We start from the raw sequence: 24,946 nt of genomic DNA, 5'->3' as shown, positions 1-24,946 counted from the left end.
CTTCGTTAGGGGGTCAGTTTTTCATTTCGCCCGACAGTGAGACCGAGGCATGAACTGGGATCGTTCGCTCACAGTCTGAAAGAGAGCATCCCGCGACATGGCTATTCGGTCTTTCGCTTGCCGGGCTCATGTTGATGTCCGGCATGAGATGGATCTCTCTGAACCAAAGGAACGATTGAAATGATCCTGCTCATCAAGACCCTTGCCGCCGCCACCGCCGCTACTGTGCTCGCAACCGGCGCATTCGCCCAGAGCGCGCGGGAGATCCGCGGCCCTTCACCCTATGTCGCCGTCGAGAACGAGCCCGCGCCTAAGCTGATCGTCGACCCCCCGCTTCCCGAAGGGATTGCCCAGGGTGTCTACTGGGCCCAGTACCGGGTAGAGAACCTGCGCATCGTACCGGTGTTCGGAGCCGGCGCCGTCGACGTGTCTCCACGCATCGGGCATCTCCACGTTATCGTCGATGACCTGCCGTGGTGGTGGGCAGACGCGAGCGACAACAACACCGTCGATATAGCCAATTTCCCGCCCGGCCCGCACAAGGTGAATATCCGGTTGGTCGACGCCAATCACAACGTGATCCCCGGGCAGGAGGTGACGCATACGTTCACCGTCCCCGACACGGCGGCTCCTCACACGCACTGAGGATCGCTCTCCGACGCGCTGCCGCGCAGTTGACAACTGCGCGGCCCTGAACGTGACGGCCAACGGCACGTTGGCCGTCCTGGGCCAAAGTGAGGTTATCATGCACGAGAACGAAGTATTCGTTAGAACAGCCTCTGAGCCGGAAGCGGAAGGGCTCACCGGGCTTGGCATCGTCGCGGCGGCTGCTGCCATTCGTGATGGCGACATCTCGTCGGAGTCCTATACGGCCGCGCTCCTCCAGCGCGCCCGGACGCACTCCGATCTAAATGCGTTCATCACGATAGATGAGGGCGCTGTGCTGGCGGCGGCCAGAAATGCGGACAAGGCCCGCGCCGCTGGTTCCACTGCTCCCCTTCTCGGCGTTCCGTTGGCGGTCAAGGACAGCTATCTGACTCAAGGACTGCGAACGACGCTTGGGGTGCGGAATCTGGAAGGTTTCGTGCCGGAAAAGAACGCCGAGGTCGTTGGCGCGATCAAGGATGCTGGCGGCATCATCTTTGGCAAAAATAACCTCGTTGAGATGTCCTACGGCTTGACCGGCAACAACAGCCCCTATGGTCAGGTGAAAAACCCGCATAACCGCAATCATGTCTCTGGGGGCTCGTCCAGCGGGGCTGGTGCGTCCGTGGCGGCTCGCATCGTGCCCGCGGCCCTAGGGGGCGATACGGTAGGTTCGATCCGAGTGCCTGCGTCGCTGTGTGGCGTGGTCGGCTTCAAGCCGACGACGGGGCGGTGGCCAGGTAATGGGGTCGCCCCGATCTCTCATACCCTCGATACAACAGGCGTGCTTGCGCGAAACGTTGAAGACTGCGCCCTGATCGATCAAATCGTCACGAAGGCTGAAGCGAGCGCACGCTCCGATCGGTCTGACCTCAAGGGTGTCAGGTTAGCCTATGCGCCTCGGCAATATCTTGATCTGGTTGAGCCTGACATCGAGGCGCATTTCAACGACACGGTTCGGCGGCTACGCGAGGCTGGTGCCGAGATTGTCTCGATAGATCTTGGAGAAGACTTCGCCTCGATCACCGAAAGGGCAACGTGGAACATCTTTTTCCATGAGACGATGGAAGCGATCTCTGGATTTCTTCATCGCAACGGCGTTCCTGCTTCATTCGACGCGATCTATAACGGCTTGAAACCCGGTCTAAGAGAAGCTTGGGGGCACGTAGTCCTGCCGAGCGGACCCGGATATTCTCGCGAGACATATGAGGCAGCGCTATCGCTCGATCGACCGGAAATTCAGCGCCGATTCAGCGAAGCCTTTACTCGCAGCGGGGCTGTTGCACTTCTCTTTCCAACGACTCCCTGCACGGCACCATTGATCGAGCAGCAGTCGAAGTTCGCAATCGCGGATCAGGAGGTCAGCGATCTGGTTCTGGCAAAGAACACCATCGCTGCGAGCCTAGCCGATTTGCCAGGTATAAGCATTCCTACGGGCCTGTCTAAAAACGGGCTTCCGATGGGGCTTGAGATTGACGGTGCGCACGGGCGTGACAGTAGCCTCCTCGAACTCGCACGTCGTGTGGAAGCGACCGTCGGGACGACGACATCACCCGTCTGAACGATCGGCGCTACTCGATCAAGATCTAAACAACGGAGACAGGCAATGACCTACAAGAAGACCGACGAAGCGGTCAGGAAGCTGACCCCCGAGCAGTTTCGGGTAACCCAGCAGAATGGCACCGAGCGCCCCTTCACGGGGGAGTATAATGACAACAAAAGGCCGGGGATCTATGTCGATATCGTTTCCGGCGAACCGCTCTTCGCCTCGGCCGACAAGTTCGATTCCGGCTGCGGGTGGCCGAGCTTCACCAAGCCGATCGTACCGGCAAACGTCAGCGAACTCAGGGACGACTCCTATGGCATGATCCGCACCGAGGTGCGCTCTGCACACGGCGACAGTCACCTCGGCCACGTATTTCCGGATGGTCCCCGGGACCGGGGAGGCTTGCGTTACTGCATCAATTCCGCCTCACTGCGCTTCATTCCGCGTGAGGAAATGGAGGCCGAAGGCTACGGCGCCTATATCAACCAGGTAGAGGATATCTGAATGACCGAGAGAGCTGTTTTGGCCGGTGGCTGCTTCTGGGGGATGCAGGACTTGATCCGCAAGTTCCCCGGCGTCATCGCGACCCGCGTGGGCTACACCGGCGGCGACGTACCGAATGCGACCTACCGCAATCACGGTACCCACGCCGAGGGTATCGAAATCATCTTCGATCCCGAGAAGATCAGCTACAGGCGGATTCTGGAGTTCTTCTTCCAGATCCACGATCCGACCACGAAGAACCGACAGGGCAATGACATCGGCACCTCCTACCGCTCGGCGATCTACTATGTCGACGACGAGCAGAAGCGAATTGCCGAGGACACGATTGCAGACGTCGAGGCCTCGAGCCTGTGGCCGGGCAAGGTCGTGACCGAAGTCGAGCCAGTGGGAGACTTCTGGGAGGCGGAGCCGGAGCACCAGGATTACCTGCAGAACTACCCCAGCGGCTACACCTGCCACTTCCCGCGCCCCAACTGGGTGCTGCCCCGGCGCGCGGCGGCCGAATAGCCGGCCAGCGCTAATCTCTGGCCGCGGCGTCTGTCCTCGCGTTCATGCCTGCTCATCGAGGCGTGCAGCCAGGGAAGCGCGTTCAGACTGAACGCACTTCTCTACGCAGAGGACCGCATATCAATCAACCTTTTGCTGGATTGCCGCGGCGGCGACGCCGCGGCGTGCGCGCCGCCAACCATTCTTTTACGCGGTCCGCATGATCCTTGGGTGCCTTCGCCGCTGCGCGTCCGGCGATGCTTGCCAGCGTGTGACCGGCCAGCACTTCTCTTGTCCGCTTCTCAGCCTCGATCATGACCGCGTGAATGGAGCAGACGCCGTCCATCGCCCAGGCGGGCGTGCGGTCTGCGAAAAGCGCGCACTGAGCACGGATTTCCTTGCATTCGAACAGCGCTTTACGCCCATCGACGGCCTCGATGACATCGAGTGCGGTGATGTCTGTCGCAGGACGCGCGAGCGCAAAGCCGCCGCCAATTCCCTCACGGGCGACGACGATGCCCGCTTTCTGGAGTTTGGTGAAAAGCTTCGCAACAAATTCGGCAGGGACCTTTTGCAACTCGGCAAGATCGCGCGCGCTTGCCGGCTGACCCAACTCCTCCGCATCGATGAGGTAAAGGAGACAGTGAAGAGCGTATTCAACGCCTGCACTTACATGCGCCATGGAATCACCACTTAAACAACGACAAATGTAGTCGTAGATACTATTGGTGATCCGTTTGTGCAATGCCTGCCCCGTCTCCCTCCTGTTGACAAAGCGTCTCCAGAAGCGGCCGGAATTGTCGTTGCGCATTAACTCCGATTACATTAGTCGTAGTTAGTGCGACGCCATGAAGATCGTCGCGGAACCCGTCTCCGCTCCGGAGACAGCTAACTGAACGGCAACCGTCTGACCGGCTGGACGTCGTCCCGCCGAAAGCGAAGCCTTGTCTTAGAGGAACCGAAATGAGCGAACGAATTCTGATCATCGGCGCCGGCTTTGCCGGAATGTGGTCGGCACTTGGTGCCATGCGGCTGCTTGACCAGCAGGGAAAGGCGGAGGGATCTGTCGAGGTTGCGGTAATCGCCCCGCAGCCCGAACTGCACATCCGCCCACGCCTTTACGAGAAAAACGCGTCCATGATGAAGGCACCCTTGTCGGAGATATTCGCCAATGCAGGCGTGCGCTTCATCAAAGGCTATGCGACGGCTGTCTCAACGGCAAAGAATTCCGTGAGCTATTCGGACGACGAGGGCCACGAGACGACAATAAGCTATAGCAAGCTTGTTCTGGCGACTGGCAGCGTGTTGTTCCGTCCCGACATCCCGGGGCTGGCCCACGCCTTCAATGTAGACCAGCTTGCCGACGCCGCGGTGCTCGAGGAACATATTTCTGAACTACGGCGCCTTCCGGAAAGCCGTTCCCGCAACACGGTGGTCGTCGCCGGCGGCGGTTTCACCGGGATCGAGACGGCCGCAGAGATGCCGCATCGTCTTCGTGCCGCACTCGGAAAGGACGCCGACGTCCGCGTCGTCGTCGTCGAGCGTAACGATGCGATTGGACCGGATCTCGGACCAGGCCCTCGCCCGGTCATCGAGCAGGCGTTCGCGGAACTCGGGGTGGAGACCCGTCTCGGCGAAGGGATTATCGCCATTGACCCCGAGGGCGTGACGCTGGCGTCCGGCGAACGGATCGACGCGGCCACCGTGGTCTGGACGGCAGGCGCCCGCGCCAACCCCATAACGAAGCAGATCGACGCGGAAAAAGATGCTTTCGGACGTCTCCATGTCGATCGGAACCTTAAGGTCATCGGTCACTCGAACGTCTATGCGACCGGTGATGTTGCCTATGCCGCGACGGATGATGACGGCAACCGCACCATGATGAGCTGCCAGCACGCCCAGAATCTCGGGCGCTCCGCTGGACACAACGTCGCGGCGGATTTGCTCGGGGTGGATCCGATACCCTACAGCCAGGAGAAGTACGTCACGTGCCTCGATCTGGGTCCATGGGGCGCAGTTTATACCGAAGGATGGGACCGCCAGATAAAGCTTTCCGGTGCCGAAGCAAAAAGGCTGAAAACCAGGATCAACACCGAATGGATCTATCCGCCGAGTGCCGAACGGGCCGCGGCTCTTGCGGCTGCAGACCCTTTGCGCATCGTCGTCGCCTGATCCTGCGTGGGCATGAAGAAGCCAACGATCGTTCGAGGCAGCCAATGCACTCATCCTTCTGCACTGCACTGGCTGCCGCAAGCGAGCCCGTCCGAACTCCTCCTTCCGAGAGGATACGGGCTCGCTTTCCCACAGGGACGTCATAAAAGGAGAAGTGTCGTCATGAATTCACGATTCATCATAGGCGCGACCTGCGCCGCCATCGTCACCGCCATGCCTGCCGCAGCGCATGAGCCCGCCGAAGTTGTCACGCCACATTTCGAAAAGACCATACCCAACATACCGGACAAGACGCTGAAGGCCGTAATCGTCGACTATCCGCCGGGCGGGGCTTCGGTACCGCACGCGCACGCGGACTCGTCGTTCATCTTCGCCTATGTCCTCTCTGGAGAAATCGAGTCGAAGGTGAATGACGGTCCGGGGCAGGTCTACCGCGCCGGCGAGAGCTGGCACGAACCGCCGGCCTCCAAGCATCTCGTCAGCCGTAATGCGAGCAAGGCCAAGCCCGCAAAGCTCCTCGCCGTATTCGTCCTCGATAGCGACGAAAAGGCACTGACCACCCCCATTGAGTAAAACCGCCCTTCAAGGAACAAACAAATGAGCAAGCGTCTCGACTACAACCAGATCGCGCCGGCCGGCGTCAAAGCCCTCGGCGGGGTCTACGGCTACATCATGCAGAGCGGCCTACCTTCGGAGCTGGTCGAACTTGTCTATCTTCGTATCTCGCAGATCAACAACTGCGCCTACTGCCTCGACATGCACACCCGCGACCTGCTGAAGAAAGGGCAACAGATCGAGAAGATCGCGCTGGCGCAGGCGTGGAGGGAGGCCGGCAATCTCTTCGACGAGCGCGAGCGAGCCGCCCTTGCCTGGGCCGAATCGGTGACGCGCGTCGCCGAGACTGGCGTTCCCGATGAAGCCTATGAGGTAGCGCGCGCAGTCTTCGACGAGCGCGAACTCGTCGATCTGACGATCGCGATCGGCCTGATGAACGCCTACAACCGAATGGCGATCAGTTTCCGAAATACGCCACAAGCTGGGCTCGAAAAATAAAAGGCAGCAACTCTTTGCGGACGCGCGGTCGTCGCGCGTCCGCAGGCTGGCCAGCAGCCGCCGAAATCGCAGCGACGGCCATCAGTAATGAATGCTTGAATGTGTCTGAAACTGGAGCGGTGCGCGAGGCCGTTTGCCGAATGAGCGAATTTCTCATTAACATATCAGGCATGGGACCTGTCGCCGCTAGCTTGGAGACCTGGGCGAGTATGGCTTTGGCCGCAGCGCTGGGATTTGTTCTCGGTTTCGCGATGAATCGGGGATCGATCTGCACCGTCATCGCCACGAGGGAGTTGGTATCGGAGAGGAGGCCGGCACGTTTCATCGCTTTGATCGAATGCGCCGCCTGGGCGGCCCTCGTCTACGCCATCCTCGAAACGGCACCGATGATGCAGGAGGGTTGGTCGCCACTCGGCTACCTGATTCCCGCTGCCATTTTGCTTGGGCTCGGCAGTTATGTGAATGGCGCTTGTGTATTCGGGTCTGTTGGGCATATCGGAAATGGCGAAATCGGATTCGCATTCACGTTTTTCGGCATCTATGCTGTCCTATACATTGAATCCCTGTTTGATCTGCTTTCACATCAGCCACCGACAAGCACTCCCCCGTCGCTAGAGGCGGCGCTGCTCGCGCTTGTATTGTTGGCCATCGTAGCTCTGAGGCTCGGTTTCTCACGCAGATCCGAGTCAAATTTCCGGCAGTTGACGCTGGTGATGGGGGCGATCGGCATAACCTCTACGATCCTGGCGGTACTTGCGCCTGGGTTCTCGATCACTGCATCCGTTGGACCGATCGCTTCGATACCGGTCGCGGGCGTCTTGATTTCAGTCTGCATGTTCGGCGGCAGTATTGCCTCCGCAAGACTTAGCAAGCAAGGATTCATGCTGAAATGGCCGACGGCGGCGACCATACTCAAGAGAACGCTTGCGGGCATCCTCATGGGATTGGGTGCGCTCCTCATTCCCGGTGGGAACGACACGCTGCTGCTAATTGGTTTCCCCATTGGGGCCTGGCAGGCGGCGCTCGCCTACGTGATATTCGTTGCGACGCTGGCCGCACTCATTGTCAAATTCGGTTCAATGGCAAGACCTTGGTCATGACGCTGTTCCGCTGGCGAAAATGATAGTGAGCCATGTCGGGGCCATCACTCGGAACCCGATTTCTCCGCCGGCCCGCAAGGTGGCCGATGAAATGCCTGGAGCAATGTACCCGGAGGGCTTGCAGTCAACGTGGACTTGCGGCGCGGTCGCAACATCGTCGCCTCCCCACCTGGCTTGGATCGGTGATTGAAGCGATGCGTCCCTTAAGGTGGTATATGAGATACGAGGCCAAGGTCAGGAGCGATAAATTTAATCGTACTGGGTCCAATTGAGGAGAAGATCGATGCGTGGCAAGTTGCACCCGCTGCTGGAAGAGGCGCTGGAAGCGCATGGCGGGTACGACCGCTGGCGCAAGTTTAAGGGTATTGCCTCAACCATACGGACCGGTGGAAAGCTATGGGAGCTGAAAGGCGCTCCTTTGATTCCTGTGCCGCGGCGTGCAACAAGCGAGTTTCGCCGCCAATGGACCCGGGTTACTCCCTTTGGAGAACCAGATTGGACGATGATCTGGACTCCCGAGCATGTGGAGATCAGCGCCGGAGACGGCTCGATTATCGCCGAGCGAGACAACGGACGTGAAGCGTTCGATCGCAGTTTCAACGGACAATGGGACCCGCTGAACCTCGCCTACTTCAACGGCTATGCCATGTGGACGTACCATGCGACGCCGTTTGTTTTCTGCGAGCCCGGCTATGAAGCTCGCGATGTTGCCCCGATCGAAAACGATGGTGAGACGCTTCGCGGAGTAGCGGTGCGCTTTCCCGAGGGCGTACACAGCCACACGCAAGAACAGCGCTTCTACTTCGACCCGGACGGCCTGCTGTGCCGTCACGATTATGAGGTTGACGTGTGGGCGGAAACGCCGGCTGCGCACTTTATATCTGATTACGTCGACGTTGAAGGGCTGAAGTACCCGACCCGCCGCAGCGTGTTCACACTCAAGCCGGATGGCAGTCTCGACCGCGATTTCAACGCCGTCACAATCGAGCTGTCGGATTACGCGCTGTTCTGACGCCTCCGGTACTGTGGCGTCCCGTGCAGCGACAACCTTCCAGTCCGCCAGATGGAACGCGACGAACGCTGCTCGGTCAAAAGGATGGTTGAGGCCAAAGCGCAGTTCAGCAGTGTTATCGACTGGACCATACGTGCCGATCGAAGGCGCCCTGACAGAGAAACGGCAGAGCCATCTCATTGGAACGAGTCACGGATCACTTTTATCGTCTCGTTCGGGCTTTGCAGGTGGGGGTAGTGACCGACGTTCGGAAGAAGCCGAAGCTGTGCCTTGATCTTTTCGGCTAACTCGATGCCCATTTCTTTTTTGATGTAATGTCTTTCTCGCCCCAGATCACTTTAACGGGAGTCGCCAGCTTGTCTGTGTTGGCCTCGAAGTAGTTTTCGTCTCGCGTGAAGTTGGAATAATAGTAATAGAAGGCGTCCGCTGACGTTAGCCCGCCATGGTCCCATCCTCTGAACATGTCTTCCTTGACGTCCGGGGAAAGATCGAATTGTGCCTCTTCAGGTAAACCTCTCCTGTAGGCATTTTCCAGGATTTCCGCGCGTGTCTGGTTCATGTAGGCGCGTGTCTTGCCTGCCGATGGCTCTGACTTCAGGCTTTGTAAGCTCTCGTACATGTACTGCGGCCTGTTGAACGGCGCGAAATCGCCGACAATGATTTTTTTGGCGATGTCCGGTTTTTCCAGCGCCAGAAGGAGTGCCGGCAACGCTCCGATGTCCGTCGCGTAGATCGTGAGCTTGGACTCGTCGACCTTCGCCTTCTCGATGTAGTCGTGCAGGACGCGGGCGTATTCTTTCGGCGCGTAGGAGAATCTTTCGGCCGGAGGCCTCGAGGAAAGGCCGTAGCCGGGCCAATCGAAGGCGTGGACTTCATAGTCATCTGCGAGCGCAAGGGAGATATCCTTCCAGGCGCACAGGGTCTCTGGAAATCCATGGAGGAAGAGCACCGTCCCCTTCGGATTGGAGTTTTGCATCACCATCCTTCTAAGGGTGATGTCCGGGCTTATCTCGATGTACCCGATGTCCATGTTCTTCGATTGCGCAGAAGGATCCTCACATGCCCAGGCAATCGAAGAACTGAAAATCAGGGCAAAGAACGCAGATAGCGATGGTCTGATCATGGCAGTCTCCTCGCCTGTGCCGTGTGCTGACTCATTGAACCACGCGGTCGACCAAAGCTTGCAGCCGGGGTCCGACCAGAAGGATCGCAGGAATGACGATGGCGTATCCGATAGCCCAGGACCGCAGCCATGCGCCGGCGAACGTTTGAGAAAAACCCACGTTAAGGGCGAGAAGTACGAACGAGATGATCCCGGTCGTCACGATGCCCATCAACAGGGCGAAGGCGATTTTCCGTTTCAGGTGCATGTTCATTGGTTTCTCCAATTGCGCAAGGAACTCGGCCGCCATCACGTGAGGTCGAGGATCGTTCTTTCCACCGCAGGCATAACGGCAGTGCGGTGACCGACATTGCCCGTCAGTTGGGAAATCATCAGCCCCCCTTCGATCAGGGCGATCAGCGTAAGGGCGGTCTGTTCCGCGTCAACGCTCGCCCGGAACTCCCCGGCCGCAACGCCCGTCTCAATGACCGTGACGATGTTCTTCAGCCAGCCGTTGAAGGCGTCCATCGCCTTTTCCCGGAGATCAGGATGAGTGCCATCAGCCTCCACTGCCGTGTTCAGCAGAGGGCAACCTCCCTGGGGGAAATCGTGGGACTGGAGGTCTTGATACACGCCCACGAGGGCGAGCAGTCTGTCTTTGCTGGTGCTGCGCTTGTCCATTTCCGCGCGCACTGTCGTTTTCACCCGTTGCCAGTTATGCTCGAAGGCAGCCAAGGCGACCTCGTCCTTGTTGGCGAAGTTGCCATAGATGCTGCCTTTTGTAAGTCCCGTGGCTTCCGTCATGTCGGCGATCGACGTCCCGGCGTAGCCCTTCACGTTGAAGATGGGGGCTGTCTTTTCCACGATGAACTGTCGGGTTCTCTCAGATTTTTTCATGATCCAGAAATATACCGGTCGGTATTTTTTGTCAATGCCGGTGCTGCCGGCACCTCGCAAACTGTTCCCGATGCGAAGGACAGGGGCTTTGTCTCAAGCGGGTGATCGCTGCCGCGATACCTTGCCTCGTTGAGCGCGCCGGCCGCCCCGCTCGCTGGGTGGGAGCCCGTGCGCCTCCCGCCATCAGAGGCCGCGCCTTCACGTGTCACGCGCCCTCTTCCCCAAAGTAATGCGTGCCGATCGGGCGCCGAGTTCGCTCCGTTGTTCCGTGATACATGCCGTTACAAAAGTCCGGCCGGGCGGACACAGCGTTAATACACATAGGCGCTCAAATGGCTGCACTGGCTCCGAACGAGCCTCGACCAAGTGCACGAAAGGATGACCATATGAAAACGTCTCGGATCATGGCGGCTGCGCTGCTGATCGTTGGAAGCGGATTGGCGCTGCAAGCGGCCAGGGCGCAGCAAGCGGGAATACAGCGCACTGATCTCGTGCAGCACGATCTCGGTACGCCTGGCCGCGAGGCGATCCAGGTGCGGGTCGACTTCGAACCCGGCGCAGTCTCCATCAAGCACTCTCATCCGGGCGAAGAAGTGGCCTATGTCCTCGAAGGCTCGCTGGAATATCGGCTCGAGGGCAGAGCGCCGGTCACGCTTCATGCCGGCGAAGCTTTGTTCATTCCGGACGGAGTGGCGCACGTGGCGAAGAATGTCGGCAGCGGCAAGGCATCGGAGCTTGCGACATACATCGTCGAGAAAGACACCCCGCTCGTCGTTCCGGCCAAATGAATCTTCCAACAAAAGTGCGAACCAGATGGAAGGAAGTACGAGAATGACGGCAGAGGAAACCGCCAACGCGTCCGCACTGTCCCGCCGCGCACTGCTCCTGAACGGAGCCGCGGTGGCAGCCTTTGCGGTGCTTGGGCCTGCGACGGCCCTCGCCCAAGCGGACGCAACGACTTTGGAGGTCGATGACATTCACCCCTTCCGCGTAGAGATCCCGGCGGCAGCGCTCCTCGACCTCCGCCAGCGCCTGGCCGCCACACGCTGGCCGGATCCGGAGACGGTCGATGACCGCGCTCAGGGCGTGCAGCTTGCGAAGCTTCAGTCACTCGTCCGCTACTGGGAAACGGGCTACGACTGGCGCAAGGCAGAAGCGAAACTGAATGCCTTTCCACAGTTTCTGACGAATATCGACGGCCTCGACATTCACTACGTCCATGTTCGCTCGCGTCATGCAAATGCCTTGCCCCTCATCATGACCCATGGCTGGCCCGGTTCGGTCTTCGAACTGCTGAAAGTCGTCGGTCCGCTGACCGATCCCACGGCTCATGGAGGGAACGCGGAGGAGGCCTTCCATCTCGTGCTTCCGTCCATTCCCGGCTTCGGCTTTTCCGAGAAACCGAAGGGCACTGGCTGGAACCCGGGCCGTATTGCCCGCGCCTGGGACGTACTCATGAAGCGCCTAGGGTACTGGGAGTACGTGTCACAGGGCGGTGATTGGGGTGCCATCATTTCTGATGCCATGGGCCGCCAGGCTCCTCCGGGTTTGCTTGGGATCCACGTCAACAGGATTGAGCGCGCGACCACCATCCCGCCGGATATTGCCAAGGCCCTGAGAAGCGGTGATCCTGCACCGGCGGATTTGACGGTCGAGGAACGAGCAGTGTTTGATGAGGCCATGGCATTCCTTAGTAAAGGCTTTGGCTATGCGGCAATCATGGGGACGCGTCCGCAAACCATCGGTTACGGCCTTGCCGACTCGCCGGTCGGACTGGCGGCGTGGTTCTATGACAAGCTCGCTGACTGGGTGTTCACCCGCGGAGAACCGGAACGCGCGTTGAGCCGCGACGAGATCCTCGACAACATCACGCTTTACTGGCTGACGAACACCGGGACCTCGAGCGGCCGGATTTATTGGGAGAACAGCGCCGGCAACAGCAAGTTGGCCCCTATCGCGATCCCGGCGGCGGTGACGATTTTTCCCGGCGAAGTTTACAGACCGCCGAAGAGCTGGGCGGAACGGGTCTACACCAAGCTGATTTACTACAACCGCGTGGACAAAGGCGGCCACTTCGCCGCCTGGGAAGAGCCGGAGCTATTCAGCGCCGAACTCCGCGCCGCTTTCCGTCCATTGCGTCGACCCTAGACTTTGCTTCGTGACAGGCAGCGAACCGGTGAATACTGCTACCACGGCGTTCTCAGTTTGATAAGAAATGGCAGTCGAACGGTGGAGATTGCGTCATGGAGCACATCGATCACATCTTGGTCGTCGATGACGATCGAGAAATCCGGGAGCTCGTGTCGAGCTACCTGAAGAAGAACGGTCTGCGCGTTACCGCCGTCGCCGACGGGCGCCAGATGCGCGCGTTCCTCGAGGCCAACACGGTCGATCTCATTGTTCTCGACCTCATGATGCCAGGCGACGATGGGCTCGTTCTAAGCCGCGAGCTGCGGGTGGGAAAACACAAAGCGACACCGATTGTCATGCTGACCGCCCGCTCCGACGAGATGGATCGCATCATCGGGCTGGAAATGGGCGCGGATGACTACCTTGCCAAGCCGTTCTCGGCGCGCGAGTTGCTTGCCCGCATCAAGGCGGTCCTGCGGCGTGCGCGCATGCTGCCTCCAAACCTGCAGATCTCGGAGGCCGGCCAGGTACTGCGTTTCGGTCATTGGAAGCTTGATACGACCGCAAGGCACCTCATCGATGCCGACGGCACGGCCATTGCGCTGAGCGGCGCCGAATACCGGCTGCTGCGCGTCTTCGTCGACCACCCGCAACGCGTCCTCAACCGTGACCAACTGCTCAATCTGACACAGGGACGCGAGGCCGAACTCTTCGACCGCTCCATTGATCTCCTGGTCAGCCGCGTTCGCCAGCGCCTTGGCGACGATGCCCGCGAGCCTACCTATATCAAAACCGTCCGCAGCGAAGGCTATGTTTTCTCAACGCCGGTCGAAATCCTGGAGCCGCGTTGATGCCGCCTGCGGTTCTCAAAGGAATTCGTGTATGGCCGCGCACGCTCAGGGCGCGGCTCTTCATTATTCTTCTTGCGGGCCTGGCGATCGCTCACGCCATGTCGTTTGCGGTGCTGTTTTCGGAGCGCTACGTCGCCGCGAGGTCGGTGATGTTCAATACGCTCGAGAATGACGTCGCGACATCGATCGCTATCCTCGATCGGCTGCCTGCGGCTGAACGCGCCGGCTGGCTCGATCAACTCGCTCGCGGCTCCTATCGGTTCGTTCTGGGACCGGGCATCCCCGGCACCCCTGTACTTAAGCCGGACGACGCCGAGGTGGCGTCGAAGATACGGGGTGCAATAGGTGCAAAATACCCGATCAAGGTCGAATCGATCCCGGGGGCAGGCCGCCGTCTTCAGGCGCATCTGCGCTTGAGCGACGGCGAACCGCTGACGATAGACGTCACCCCAAGGGGCGTCATGCCTGTGGCCGACTGGCTGCCTTACGTGCTCCTCGCGCAGCTTTCCCTCCTGGTATTGTGCAGCTGGCTCGCCATGCGCCAGGCTATCCGTCCTCTTGCCAACCTGGCGAGAGCCGCCGACACTCTGGACCCGAACAGGAATACGCCGCGCCTCAGCGAGGCGGGGCCGACGGAAGTGGCTTATGCGGCCACGGCCTTCAACGCGATGCGCGATCGCATCGCCCAATATCTTGAGGAGCGGGTGCAGATTCTCGCGGCGATCTCGCATGATTTGCAAACGCCGATCACCCGCATGAAGCTCCGCGCCGAAATGGCCGAGGATTCCGCCGACAAAGACAAGCTCATTCAGGACCTCGGCGAAGTCGAACGCCTTGTCAAGGAAGGGGTCGCCTATGCGCGCAGCGCCCACGGCAAGGAGGAAAAAGCCTCACGCATCGATCTCGCCTCGTTCGTCGAGAGTATCGCCTATGACTATCAGGACATCGGCAAGGCGGTTATGCTCGGCGATTTGGCAGACGGCGCAATCGTGACCCGGCCGCAGGCTTTGAAACGCATTCTCACGAACCTCATCGACAATGCGCTGAAATTTGCGGGCAATGCCGATATCGAGGTGCAGCGCCGCGACGACGCCGTGGTCATCAAAGTGCTCGATCGCGGCCCCGGCATTCCGGAAAGTCAGCTGGAAGCTGTCCTGAAGCCCTTCTTCCGCTTGGAGCAGTCCCGCAGCCGCGACACGGGTGGGACCGGCCTCGGCCTTGCAATTGCCCAACAGCTCGCGACCGCGATCGGCGCAACACTCACTCTGCGCAACCGCCAAGGTGGCGGCTTGGCGGCGGAAATCGCCCTCCTCCAGTAGACTAGGCCATGTACTCGAAAACGATCTTAGCCGATGACCGTAATCGACAGGGACCCCAAGGCTGATCGATGTGACCAAGAAGCCGGGATCTGGACAACGATGGCATAGCTGCGGATCACCATTCAGGGTTGTCCAACGACATTATTGGCAAAGTGACGCAACCAAATTTTTGTTCGAGATTTGTTGCGCGCTTCATAGTCTCGGATTGCCTGCCCGAGATCGCCGAAAACTGGTGTTTCTTTGTCAGCGCCGATCTCGGTCAGCCGCATCGTGTACCACGCGGTGATCCCACCCTCCGGGGCATCTGAGAATCTGGGAAAGAACGGTTCAGCCTTCCGATCTGCTTTCCAGAGGTCGGGAAGCGAAGGCTCAAGCACGAGCGCGCGCGCAAGACCGACAATATCAACCGCACCACTTGCCACAGCGTCCTCGGCTTGCGCGCGCGTCTTGAAACCGCCTGTCAGCATAAGGGGCTTGGTCGTTACCGCGCGGGCGCGCTTTGCAAATTCGAGGAAGTAGGGTCCGCGTCCCGTTCCGTCGGAGGCAGACTTTGCTCCGGGGAAGTAAGTCCCGCCGCTAATGTCGATCAGGTCGACCGAAGACCGGTCCAGCGCCGCCACCACCTCAAGCGCGTCTTCCTTGTCGAACCCGCCCTCAAGCTGGTCTGAGGAATTGAGTTTCACGGCGATGGGAAAATCCGGGCCGACAGCTGCGCGGGTTGCTTCGATAGCTTCCAGCAGAGGACGCATGCGATTGGCGATTGCCCCTCCGTATTCGTCGCTGCGCTTGTTGAACAATGGCGAAAGGAATTGGCTGAGCAAGAATCCGTGCGCCGCATGAATTTGCACGCCGCCAAAACCGGCCCGCTGTGCCAACCAGGCTGTCCTCGCGAACTCCGACGGCAGTTGACGCATTTCGTCCAATGTCATTTCCGCGCAGCGCAGACCCGGCAGATCGAGGGCACTCGGGCCCTTGGGGTTACTCGTCGGCGCGTACGCTAGCGCTCCGGCGTGACCGAGTTGCAGCCAAAGCTTGGTGCCGTTTGCGCCGCCATGTCGGGCAAGTTCGCGGAACCGGTCAAGCTCGGAGGCCCCATCAAGTACCAGATTGCCGGGGTTCTCGGCGTAACCGGCGGTGAGCTGCACCTCACCGATTATGGATACGGCCAACCCACCTGCGGCCCAGCGCTGATACAGCCTGATCTGTTCGGCAGTCGGATGGCCGGTCCCGTCGCCTAAGGAATCCGACATCGCTGATTTCGCAATCCGATTTTTCAGGATTAGCCCGCAAGGCAGTTGCAGCGGTTCGAACAGATTTCCACAGCGTTGCATTTGAATTTCCACGACCAAAGGCTTTCATTTTTATCCGCGAAGTCTCTCGGCACCACCCATCGTCATCCGGCTCTGGTTCCGGGTTTATGAGTCGACGGCGTAGTCCCAAGACAGCAGGGCGGCCGAGCCCGCCCTGCTGCTGCAACTCTTCATCAGCCGCCAGCCGATCATGACGGCTCCGGCGCGCCAGTTTGCTCTCGGACCATGTAGTCGGCGTACCAGCTAGGCCAGTCCTCGTCCCGATGGCCGAGCTGCTTTTCGTATTCTCCGTGGGCGGCCTCGGCACGGCGGAACGCGCTCGCAAGATCAGCGACCGAGGCGAATGTCGTGGCGGCCGCATCGATGCGTCCGGGCAACCGCGCGGTGACCTCTTGGAGGAGCCAGCCATTACCATCCGGATCCCTGAAGGAGGCGTAGGAGCGGTAGCTGCGGCGGTCGGGATCAGTACCGTCGACCCGGAGCCGCCCGAACAGATAGGGCTCGTCGTCCCCGGCATGCTCGTTGCCCGCGTGGAACACTTCGCTGATGTCGACGCCGCGATGACGGAAGTCCTCGCGGGCGGCCTCGATGTCTGAGACGATGAGGTACAGTCCCTGGGCGGAGCCGGGTTCCGCGTCGGTGATATTCTTCCCGAAGATGACCGAGGCGCCGGATCCGGGCGGGGTGAACTGAATCACCCGGTAGTCGTCGCGGTCGGCGAATTCGGCATCGAGCCGCCAGCCGAGGCTACCGTAGAATTCCTTTGCCCGATCGAAGTCCGATACGGGGACAACGATGACCTCGAGCTTCATGTCGAGCGGCCGCGCTCTCTCGCTCTCGTTGTCAGTGACCATGGCTTTTCTCCTTCTGTTTTGGTGGACGCGCACAGCGCCCCCAGTGTTTCACTCGTGCATTGGCTCAGGCTTAGGAGCTCCTCGGTGAACGCCTGTGGCTGTTCCGAAGCGCCGATATGGCTAAATCGCCCGAGTCCCTCCTTGGAACTCGGGGTATCTCGACGATGGCGCCCCCGATCAGAGGCTCTCCGGTCGGGAGCATCCTCTTCACCTCAGACGATGTTGATCGCGACCTCGATATTGCCGCGCGTGGCCTTGGAATAAGGGCAGGTCTGATGCGCCCTGTCGACCAGCGCCTGAGCAGTGTCGCGGTCGATGCCGGGCATGCTCACATTGAGGCGTGCCCCCAGGAAATAGCCGCCGGCGCCGTTGCCAAGATCCACTTCGGCATCCACCGCCAGATCGGCCGGCAGCGTCACCTTCCGCTCGCTTGCAGCCTTCCCTATCGCCCCGATGAAGCAGGCCGACCAACCGGCGGCGAAAAGCTGCTCCGGATTGGTCCCCGGCCGCGAACTGCCGGGTGACGAGAGCTTGACGTCCAGGCGTCCATCATTACTGCGGGATGCGCCGTCACGACCACCGGTGGTGTGCGTCTTGCCGGTGTAAAGTACCCTTTCGATCGCGGTCATAGTGTCCTTCCTTGCGACAGAGTTGATGACGCCGAGGCGCGATTGCCTTGTCCGACTGTCGAGGCACATATGCCGCTGCGCACGTGTATGGCATGTTTCGTGATGCGGCCGAAAAGTAAGCGAATGCTGGCAGAACGCGGAATGGACACACTGCGATACGAAACCGGTGCTAGATCGTTTCCGTGCAGTTGAAAGAGTGAAATGATCCGCTCTTTGGAACTACGCGAATTCCGTACGAAAAAACCGCTACGCATTTTTCCTGGAAACGCTGTTGGAAGCGACACGCAGAAGCGCGCAGCAACTGGAGCGCTTCCCGATTAACTGGAAGGGCTCCGAGAAGTTTACAGCGACCTTTGTGCGCCTGGAAGACACACGGGCGAAAGTGATCAGAAACGATCGACGTCAACAACGGCCTGGGCAAAGGCCTGCGGTGCTTCCTGCGGCAGGTTATGGCCGATTCCGCCCGTAATCAGCCGATGCTCGTACTTGCCCGGGAACTTCTTGGCATAGGCGCCGGGCTCGGGATGCGGGGCGCCGTTGGCATCGCCCTCCAACGTGATCGTCGGAACGCCGATCAACGGGAATTTGGCGAGCCGTTCTTCCAGAACGTCATATTTCCGCTCGCCGTCGGCGAGGCTGATCCGCCAGCGGTAATTGTGGATCGTGATATCGACGTGATCCGGGTTCTCGAACGCCGCCGCGCTGCGGTTGAAGGTGGCATCGTCGAAACTCCATTTCGGCGATGCGAGCTGCCAGATGAGGCGCGCGAATTCCTTCCGGTTTCTCTCGTAGCCGGCGCGCCCGCGTTCGGTGGCGAAGTAGAACTGGTACCACCAGGCATGCTCGGCGCCGGGCGGCAGCGGCATCTTGTTGGCTTCACGGCTGCCGATCAGATAGCCGCTCACGGAAACCAGGGCCTTGCAGCGCTCCGGCCAGAGCGCGGCGATAATGTTGGCGGTCCGCGCTCCCCAGTCACATCCGGCGATGATCGCCTTCTCGATCCCTAGCGCATCCATCAAGGCGACGATGTCGGCGGCAATCGCCGATTGCTGGCCATTGCGCGGCGTGTCGGGCGACAGGAAACGCGTCGTCCCGTAGCCGCGCAGATAGGGGACGATCACCCGATAGCCGGCCGCCGCCAGCAGCGGCGCCACATCGAAATAGGTGTGGATGTCGTAGGGCCAGCCATGCAGAAGAATGACCGCCGGCGCTTCACCCGCACCGAGCTCGGCATAGCCGACATTCAGGACGCCGGCGTGGATCTGCTTGAGCGAGGCGAAGGACGTGCTCGTCCCAGGCGCGGTCGCGGGAATGCGGACCTGGCTCGCTGAGTGCGCTTGGGCGATACTCGTCATGCCGAGCTGCACGGCAGCAACGGCCAGTGTCGCTATCCCGACGAAATGCCGCCGCGGGCGGTTGATTTCCTCTGTCATCGATTTTCCCCGACTGAATGAAGACAGCAGCAGATACGGGCACCGACTTACCTCCACTGTGTCCGCCGTCGGTGTAACTTGAAAGCCAATGTCGAAATCAGGCGGGCAGACACATTGAGATACAATCTCATGCCGCGCGTCTGCGCCCGCCGAGGTCCGGGTGAAGCTTCCCATCCAAGCATTCATTCGGCAGCTTCCTGGCTGCCTATGCGCTCTCACGCGCATTCCGTCGGATCGTTTGGGGCGGCTGGCCAAGCGCGCGAAGAAAGGCCCGGCGCATGCGATCGCGATCGGCAAAGCCGGTTTCCTCGGCGATCACGTCCATGGAATGCCGGCCCTGCTCCATCATCAGCCGGGCCGCCTCCACCCGGAGATTCTCCACGGCCTTGGCGGGCGACTGTCCTGTCTCGGCCCGAAACGCACGGCTGAACTGGCGCGCACTCAATCCCGCCGCATCCGCCAGTTCTTCCACCGACAGGACGCTGCTGAGGTTTGCCTTGGCGTAGTCGATCGATCGCTGAATCCGGTCAGACTTCGGGTCGAGCTCGAGCAGCGCCGAGAACTGCGACTGGCCGCCGGCACGCCGATGATAGACGACAAGCTTGCGCGCGACCGAGCGAGCGACCTCCTGGCCGTGGTCCTTCTCGATCATCGCGAGCGCGAGATCGATGCTGGCGGTCATCCCGGCAGACGTCCATATGCTGCCGTCGACGATGAAGATGCGGTCCTCTTCGACCTTTACTGCCGGGAAGCGCTCCTGCAACTGGCGCGCAAAGGCCCAGTGCGTCGTTGCACGGCGCCCATCCAACAGGCCCGACTCCCCAAGCACGAAGGCGCCGGTACATGGCGCTGCCACCCTCCGCGCCGTCTCCAGCGCGTGACGCGCGAACTCGATCAGTCCCGGCGTGATCGGCTCGATAGTCGTCCCGGCGCCGAACATCACGGTGTCATAGGGGGTATGGTCAAACGATTTCGTGAGGACGCCGAAGCCGGCTGACGACTTGACCTCTCCGCCCCTCTCCGAAAGCAGCTCTATCTGATAGACCGGCTCACCAAGGGCGACATTCGCCATCTCGAAGGCAGTGACCGCCGCGAAGCCCATGAGCTGGAATCTTGGAAAGACAACAAAGCCGATCCGATGCATGGTGCAATTCCCTGTCTCGAATTGCGGGATATACGATATTTGCGACATGGCATAAACCACTATAACAGGAGGTCACGAGCAGACTTTCCCATGCGGCGCTTGCTGCTTCACGGCGCTTCATCCAGAGAGATCTTGATGGCGCGGCGTAGTGGCGGCGAACGGCCTATCGCAAAGACCGCAACGGTGCCGAGCATCAACATGATGGCGACGAGAAGAAAGCCATCTGCAAAAGCGTGCGCCCATGCCTGCCGTTGTGCTGCGGAAGCAATTTGCGAGGCCGCCCAGGCGCCAACATTGTCGGCCGCTCGGCTCGCAAGAGGTCCGAGACTGGAGATCCGATCTGCCCCGAGGGCGTCGTCGAGCGACGCGCTTTCGGCAAGGGCGCTGGAATGGGACTTCTGACGCTCGATGACGAAGTTCGAAATGAAGCCGATGCCGAGCGTCGTTCCGACCAGATTGCTTGCATTGAATACGAGCGATGCCGTCGGGAGGTCCGCAGGCTTAAGGCTCGCCGTGCCGACAACCATGGCCGGGGCCAAGAGCAAGAGCTGGCCCGCCGAATAGATGGCGAGCGCCTGCCAAAACTGTTCACCGGCAGAGAACGCCGTGCCATTCACCATGAGCATTGTACCGATGGCCAGCAGGGCGACGCCCAGTCCCATTGTCACGCGCAGATCGAACAGATGCAGGAACCACCAGACCAGCGGGAGAACGATCAACTGCGCCGCCGCCGCCCACAGCATCAGTTCGGCGACTTCGAGCGGACGATAGCCTTGCACGATCCCAAGGAACTGCGGCACCAGATAGGAGCTTACCACCAGGCCGGCACGCAACAGGAAATTGAGTCCTATCGGAATGCCGAAACTCCGAGTGACAAGCAACCTCGGCGTTATAAACGGCAGCTGGGAAAAGCGGATCGCGAATATTAACCCGACCCAGGCCGCGACGGATACGAGCGTGCCCCAAACGATGATTTCGCTGTCGAACCAGAACCGGCGCGTGCCTTGATTGAGGACCAGCACCAGGCTCGTCAGGCCAAGCGACAACAGCGTAATGGTCACCCAATCGGCCTTGAGCGCCGACCAGCTGGACGCTTTGTGCGGTACCCATAGACGGGCGGCAAACGCCAGCAGCGCGCCGATAGCCCCCTGAATCAGGAATAGAGCTCTCCAGCCGAAACTGTCCTCGACGAAACCGGAGACCACAGGCCCTGCCGTTCCGGCAAAGAGGAGCGCAAATGCCAGGATGATGACTGCATAGGGCAGTCGCGGGCCGCCGGCGACCATAAAGATTGCCACGAACGCCGCAGGCCCGAACCCGCCCGCTGCGAAGCCCTGCACACAACGGAAAGCAATCATGGTGCCGACGTCGGTCGTTATCGCACAGGCGATCGCCGCAGCTGCGAACAAAATTGAACTTACAACCAGATAACGGCCGATGCTCAATGCCCCAATCAACAGGCCAGACGTTACGACCCCGACGCAACTGCCCATGATATAGGAGGTGAGTATCCAGGAGCCCTCGTCCGCGGTGGAAGAAAGACCTCCCTGAATATCGGCGATGTTGGTCGATGCGAACTGCGCTGACAGGTTCACCAGGAATGATCCCGCCAAACCCGTGGCAAGGAACAGCGCATTTCTAACCGTCGAAGCTGGCGTGCTCATTTCAGATCTCCCTTACCGCCGCCGCAGCGCCGCCCGATTATCGAGCCGGCAGGTCAGACGCCTGGAAGGACGTCGGAACGCACGTGCCGGCCCGTTGCTCTCGGACTGAGCTTTAACTGATCCCGGCTCGGTAGCGGGTTGCAGGCACGTTCAGGGAAAGGTTCGGGATAAGCTTCTGGCGCGCCGCTTCGTAGGCATCCCAATCGGCGGCACCGGGCAGTGAAGGAATGGTGATCCGCTCGCCGAAATCGAAACCGGCGAGCGCGGCATCCACCATGTCCTCTGCGGGCATGACGATCTCGCTCGGCACGTGCTCCAAGGGCGTGCCGGCTATGCCCCAGAAATCGGTCGCCGTTGCGCCCGGGAGTACTGCCTGTACGCGGATATTTCTGTCGGCAAGTTCCTTCTGGAGCGACAGGGTGAAGGCAAGCACGAAAGCCTTGCTGCCGCCGTAGACGCCGTTCAGCACCTCCGGCGCGATGCCGACAATCGAAGCAATATTGATGATGGCGCCGCCGCCACGTTCAACGAAACCGGGGACCGCTGCATAGGTCAGCCGCGTGAGCGCATTGACGTTGAGCGTGATCATCTCTTCCATCTTGTCGACATCGGATGCGAGCAGCGGCGCGGTCGCACCGACGCCGGCATTGTTGACGAGTAGGGTGATGCTGGCGTCGTCGTGAAGCACCTTCTCGACGCGGCCCAGGTCAGCCCTGTTGCCGAGGTCTGCCGCAATCACCTCGATGGCGCGGCCGGTCTCGCCGGTCAGGCGCTTGGCCAGTTCATCGAGGCGGGCATGGCTGCGGGCGACGAGGATCAGATCATATCCCCTCCGCGCGAGGCGATTGGCATAAATCGCGCCGATGCCGGAGGAAGCGCCGGTGATCAGCGCGGTGCCTTTCGAATGCTGGGTCATGACAGGCTCCATTCGTTTTGAGTTTGGAGCCGCCATAGTAGGGGCAAAGTGCAATGTCTCAAATGTCATATATCCGGCATTTTAGGCCATACTCTCACCAAGGGGGGGTAGCGGGCCCTTTATTATCTGGCCAGGCATCAGGGGGACTGTTGCGGTTGGTTTCAGGTTTTGCCGGCACCGCACTCGCATCTGCCGGCGACATCGGCCTGGCGAATAGCGTCGCGACTGCGGACGGCTTTCGCGGATCGGTGTCCCAGGCACAAGGCGCGGCAGCGAGCCCGATGATTGCAATGATCATCACAAATTTGCGCATCAGACCTCTCCTCTTTTACTGACCATAGTGATTGTGATGTTCACGAAGTTCCGGATCGACCCACGGGCCTCATTCTTCACTGTTCGAGTTTCCTGTCGCTCATCCGAACGTGAAAACGAAGACTTCCGCGCCGGGATCGAGGAAGCGGATCTCGAAAGTGCGCTCCCGCACTTCACCCGACTGGCGCACGAGCTGGTAGAGGCGCGTCTCGCTCACCGTTCCGCTGCCGTCGGGGCCGATATCCGAACCGTGATGTGGACCCGGAGCGCCGCCGTCGACCGTCACCTGAAAACGGACCTGCCTGCCTCTCACCCCTGGGCCGAGGACGAGGTGCAGGTCGCGCGCGCTGAACCTGTAGGTGACCGATCCTCCAGAGCGATTGAGTGTCGCCTGCTCGGCGCCGACGGTCCAGTTGCCAGCGAGGCCCCACTGATTGAGGCGCGGCTTTCCGACTGTGTAGTCGCGCGCCTCATCGGCTGCTATACCCTCGGGCGACACGAAATTGCCGGCGCGCATGTAGCCGACATAGTCCTCGCCGGACTGGAGGTTGGCGAAATCGGGGGCTGCTTCGGCGCCCTTAGCATCGGGCGTCACAAGGCCGCCATCACCCCTGCGGCTGCCTGCTGCTTCCGCCAGTAATTCCTGAAGGACGCGCTCCGACTGCGCGTAATCACCCTCCCCGAAGTGATGGTGCCTGATCCGTCCTTCCGCATCGATGAAATAGTGCGCCGGCCAGTAACTGTTCCCGAAGGCGCGCCAGATCGCATAGTTGTTGTCGATCGCGACGGGATAGCTGATCCCGAAGTCGCGGACTGCCCGCTTGACGTTGTCGATGCGCTTTTCAAAGGCGAATTCAGGTGCATGCACACCGATCACCACCAGCCCCTGATTCCGGTACTTCTCAGCCCAGGCTCGAACATAGGGCACTGTTCGGATGCAGTTGATGCAGGAGTATGTCCAGAAATCAACGAGCACGACCTTGCCGCGCAGCTGCTCGACCGCTAGCGGCTCGGAGTTGAGCCACGTTACGGCGCCCTCCAGCGGCGGGAAGGCCCCTTCGACCGGTAGGTTGCTACGATAGGTCTGCTGCTGAAAATCCGTGGCTGGTGCGGCACGATGGCTCGCCGTCGCTTTGGAGGAGCGGCCGCGGAGCCGGTTCAGGAGCGACTGCTCGAGGCTCGTCGTGCCCGCATAGGACAGGCGCGCAAGCAGCCCCGTGTCGAGGCCGAGCGCAATTGCCATGACGCCCGCCAGCACAGCGATACCGAGGCCTTGGCGAAGACGCTCGCCGAGACCGAGCGACCACTTCATCGAGGCGAATACCTTGCCGCCGACGAGTACAGCCAGTGCCAGCGAAGTAGCCGCGCCCGCAGCGTAGGCCGCCAGCAGAAGTGTCGTCCCAACGTTCGCCCCATGGAGCGCGGCGCCGGTCAGCACCAGCCCCAGAATCGGGCCGGCGCAGGGCGCCCAAAGAAGTCCGGTTGCGACACCGAGAAGCAGGGATGCTCCGACGCTCGCCTTCGCGGCCGCCCTTTGGGAGAGGCGGTTGCCAAGCGCGACTGCCGGACGAGTGACCACCGCCGCGATCCGCGGCGAAAGCAGCATTAAGCCGAAAACCGCGAGCACAACGATTGCTGCATATCGGCCGGATTCGTTCGCCTGCACCGCCCAATCCCCACCAATAGCGGCAAGCGTTGCCACACCCGCGAATGTCGCCACTTTGCCTAGGAGCATGGGAAGAATGCTTCTCGCGAATGGCTGACCAGCTCGAGAAAACACGAAAGGCAAGACCGGAAGGATGCAGGGGCTGACAATCGTCAGCACGCCGGCAAGATAGGCAATAATGAACAGGATCATCGTCGTCCC

The 24,946-nt window shown here is 60.5% G+C and carries 24 protein-coding genes and 1 pseudogene; 13 read left to right on the top strand and 12 right to left on the bottom strand.

The genetic code is table 11. The features are described 5' to 3' along the window. The first annotated feature begins 180 nt into the window (after positions 1 to 180). The 4 genes from AC4P1R_RS25860 to msrA all read left to right on the top strand — a co-directional run bounded on the left by AC4P1R_RS25860 (position 181) and on the right by msrA (position 3,202). On the top strand, positions 181 to 645 hold the full coding sequence (locus AC4P1R_RS25860) for a DUF6130 family protein (RefSeq protein ID WP_151613259.1): 465 nt from the start codon (positions 181 to 183) through the stop codon (positions 643 to 645). A gap of 100 nt (positions 646 to 745) precedes the next feature. After that, complete coding sequence (locus AC4P1R_RS25855) at positions 746 to 2,206, top strand: amidase family protein (protein ID WP_492178261.1); 1,461 nt, start codon at positions 746 to 748, stop codon at positions 2,204 to 2,206. 45 nt (positions 2,207 to 2,251) lie between these two features. Then, complete coding sequence (gene msrB / locus AC4P1R_RS25850) at positions 2,252 to 2,695, top strand: peptide-methionine (R)-S-oxide reductase MsrB (protein ID WP_492178260.1); 444 nt, start codon at positions 2,252 to 2,254, stop codon at positions 2,693 to 2,695. Next, positions 2,696 to 3,202, top strand: a complete 507-nt coding sequence (gene msrA, locus AC4P1R_RS25845; protein ID WP_492178259.1) for a peptide-methionine (S)-S-oxide reductase MsrA — start codon at positions 2,696 to 2,698, stop codon at positions 3,200 to 3,202. 124 nt (positions 3,203 to 3,326) lie between these two features. On the opposite strand, the gene AC4P1R_RS25840 is transcribed toward msrA, so the two are convergent. Continuing rightward, complete coding sequence (locus AC4P1R_RS25840) at positions 3,327 to 3,863, bottom strand: RrF2 family transcriptional regulator (protein WP_492178855.1); 537 nt, start codon at positions 3,861 to 3,863, stop codon at positions 3,327 to 3,329. 281 nt (positions 3,864 to 4,144) lie between these two features. Between AC4P1R_RS25840 and AC4P1R_RS25835 the strand changes: the two genes are divergently transcribed. The 5 genes from AC4P1R_RS25835 to AC4P1R_RS25815 all read left to right on the top strand — a co-directional run bounded on the left by AC4P1R_RS25835 (position 4,145) and on the right by AC4P1R_RS25815 (position 8,518). Then, a complete protein-coding gene (locus AC4P1R_RS25835) occupies positions 4,145 to 5,353 on the top strand; it encodes an NAD(P)/FAD-dependent oxidoreductase (RefSeq protein ID WP_492178258.1) in 1,209 nt (402 codons plus the stop codon). Between the two features lie 162 nt (positions 5,354 to 5,515). Next, the gene (locus tag AC4P1R_RS25830) at positions 5,516 to 5,926 is read left to right on the top strand and encodes a cupin domain-containing protein (protein WP_151613254.1); all 411 of its coding nucleotides are present in this window, start codon (positions 5,516 to 5,518) and stop codon (positions 5,924 to 5,926) included. A gap of 24 nt (positions 5,927 to 5,950) precedes the next feature. Next, a complete protein-coding gene (locus AC4P1R_RS25825; protein ID WP_492178257.1) occupies positions 5,951 to 6,406 on the top strand; it encodes a carboxymuconolactone decarboxylase family protein in 456 nt (151 codons plus the stop codon). A gap of 140 nt (positions 6,407 to 6,546) precedes the next feature. Then, complete coding sequence (locus tag AC4P1R_RS25820) at positions 6,547 to 7,506, top strand: YeeE/YedE thiosulfate transporter family protein (RefSeq protein WP_492178256.1); 960 nt, start codon at positions 6,547 to 6,549, stop codon at positions 7,504 to 7,506. 283 nt (positions 7,507 to 7,789) lie between these two features. Beyond that, on the top strand, positions 7,790 to 8,518 hold the full coding sequence (locus AC4P1R_RS25815) for a hypothetical protein (protein ID WP_192803790.1): 729 nt from the start codon (positions 7,790 to 7,792) through the stop codon (positions 8,516 to 8,518). Positions 8,519 to 8,694: 176 nt separating this feature from the next. On the opposite strand, the pseudogene AC4P1R_RS25810 reads toward AC4P1R_RS25815, so the two are convergent. From AC4P1R_RS25810 to AC4P1R_RS25800, 3 genes and pseudogenes are all read right to left on the bottom strand, one after another. Next, positions 8,695 to 9,641, bottom strand: a pseudogene (locus tag AC4P1R_RS25810) (alpha/beta fold hydrolase). A gap of 31 nt (positions 9,642 to 9,672) precedes the next feature. Beyond that, positions 9,673 to 9,894 (bottom strand): DUF2798 domain-containing protein, encoded by a 222-nt coding sequence (locus AC4P1R_RS25805; RefSeq protein WP_069461387.1) that lies wholly within the window; start codon positions 9,892 to 9,894, stop codon positions 9,673 to 9,675. Positions 9,895 to 9,929: 35 nt separating this feature from the next. Continuing rightward, positions 9,930 to 10,577 carry a TetR/AcrR family transcriptional regulator gene (locus tag AC4P1R_RS25800; RefSeq protein ID WP_492178255.1) on the bottom strand — a complete coding sequence of 216 codons (648 nt, stop codon included), beginning with the start codon at positions 10,575 to 10,577 and terminating at the stop codon, positions 9,930 to 9,932. A 326-nt stretch (positions 10,578 to 10,903) separates the two neighbouring features. On the opposite strand from AC4P1R_RS25800, the gene AC4P1R_RS25795 reads away from it, so the two are divergent. From AC4P1R_RS25795 to AC4P1R_RS25780, 4 genes are all read left to right on the top strand, one after another. Further along, positions 10,904 to 11,305, top strand: coding sequence for a cupin domain-containing protein (locus AC4P1R_RS25795; protein ID WP_151613250.1), 402 nt, complete (start codon positions 10,904 to 10,906; stop codon positions 11,303 to 11,305). 43 nt (positions 11,306 to 11,348) lie between these two features. After that, the gene (locus AC4P1R_RS25790; protein WP_492178254.1) at positions 11,349 to 12,665 is read left to right on the top strand and encodes an epoxide hydrolase family protein; all 1,317 of its coding nucleotides are present in this window, start codon (positions 11,349 to 11,351) and stop codon (positions 12,663 to 12,665) included. 95 nt (positions 12,666 to 12,760) lie between these two features. Next, complete coding sequence (locus tag AC4P1R_RS25785) at positions 12,761 to 13,498, top strand: response regulator (RefSeq protein ID WP_492178253.1); 738 nt, start codon at positions 12,761 to 12,763, stop codon at positions 13,496 to 13,498. Further along, entirely contained in the window at positions 13,498 to 14,817 is a 1,320-nt protein-coding gene (locus tag AC4P1R_RS25780) for an ATP-binding protein (RefSeq protein WP_492178252.1), read from the top strand. The genes AC4P1R_RS25785 and AC4P1R_RS25780 overlap by 1 nt, the downstream gene beginning before the upstream one ends. Positions 14,818 to 14,939: 122 nt before the next feature. Here the strand turns inward: AC4P1R_RS25780 and AC4P1R_RS25775 are convergent, their stop codons facing one another. From AC4P1R_RS25775 to AC4P1R_RS25740, 8 genes are all read right to left on the bottom strand, one after another. Beyond that, complete coding sequence (locus AC4P1R_RS25775; protein ID WP_273362961.1) at positions 14,940 to 16,160, bottom strand: NADH:flavin oxidoreductase/NADH oxidase family protein; 1,221 nt, start codon at positions 16,158 to 16,160, stop codon at positions 14,940 to 14,942. A 155-nt stretch (positions 16,161 to 16,315) separates the two neighbouring features. Further along, on the bottom strand, positions 16,316 to 16,981 hold the full coding sequence (locus AC4P1R_RS25770; RefSeq protein WP_492178251.1) for a VOC family protein: 666 nt from the start codon (positions 16,979 to 16,981) through the stop codon (positions 16,316 to 16,318). A 212-nt stretch (positions 16,982 to 17,193) separates the two neighbouring features. After that, complete coding sequence (locus AC4P1R_RS25765) at positions 17,194 to 17,610, bottom strand: organic hydroperoxide resistance protein (RefSeq protein WP_273362951.1); 417 nt, start codon at positions 17,608 to 17,610, stop codon at positions 17,194 to 17,196. A gap of 386 nt (positions 17,611 to 17,996) precedes the next feature. Beyond that, entirely contained in the window at positions 17,997 to 19,043 is a 1,047-nt protein-coding gene (locus AC4P1R_RS25760; RefSeq protein WP_069461312.1) for an alpha/beta fold hydrolase, read from the bottom strand. A gap of 205 nt (positions 19,044 to 19,248) precedes the next feature. Then, complete coding sequence (locus AC4P1R_RS25755; RefSeq protein ID WP_273362955.1) at positions 19,249 to 20,187, bottom strand: GlxA family transcriptional regulator; 939 nt, start codon at positions 20,185 to 20,187, stop codon at positions 19,249 to 19,251. 107 nt (positions 20,188 to 20,294) lie between these two features. Beyond that, on the bottom strand, positions 20,295 to 21,851 hold the full coding sequence (locus tag AC4P1R_RS25750) for an MFS transporter (protein ID WP_273362958.1): 1,557 nt from the start codon (positions 21,849 to 21,851) through the stop codon (positions 20,295 to 20,297). A gap of 112 nt (positions 21,852 to 21,963) precedes the next feature. Beyond that, complete coding sequence (locus AC4P1R_RS25745) at positions 21,964 to 22,767, bottom strand: SDR family NAD(P)-dependent oxidoreductase (protein WP_492178250.1); 804 nt, start codon at positions 22,765 to 22,767, stop codon at positions 21,964 to 21,966. A gap of 412 nt (positions 22,768 to 23,179) precedes the next feature. Then, positions 23,180 to 24,937 (bottom strand): cytochrome c biogenesis protein DipZ, encoded by a 1,758-nt coding sequence (locus AC4P1R_RS25740; protein WP_273362373.1) that lies wholly within the window; start codon positions 24,935 to 24,937, stop codon positions 23,180 to 23,182. Positions 24,938 to 24,946: the final 9 nt, after the last annotated feature.

The sequence above is a fragment of the Sinorhizobium sp. Y406 genome, assembly GCF_058732025.1.
The sequence above is the reverse complement of the archived record's forward strand: the minus strand, read 5'-3'. Positions and strand labels throughout refer to the sequence as shown.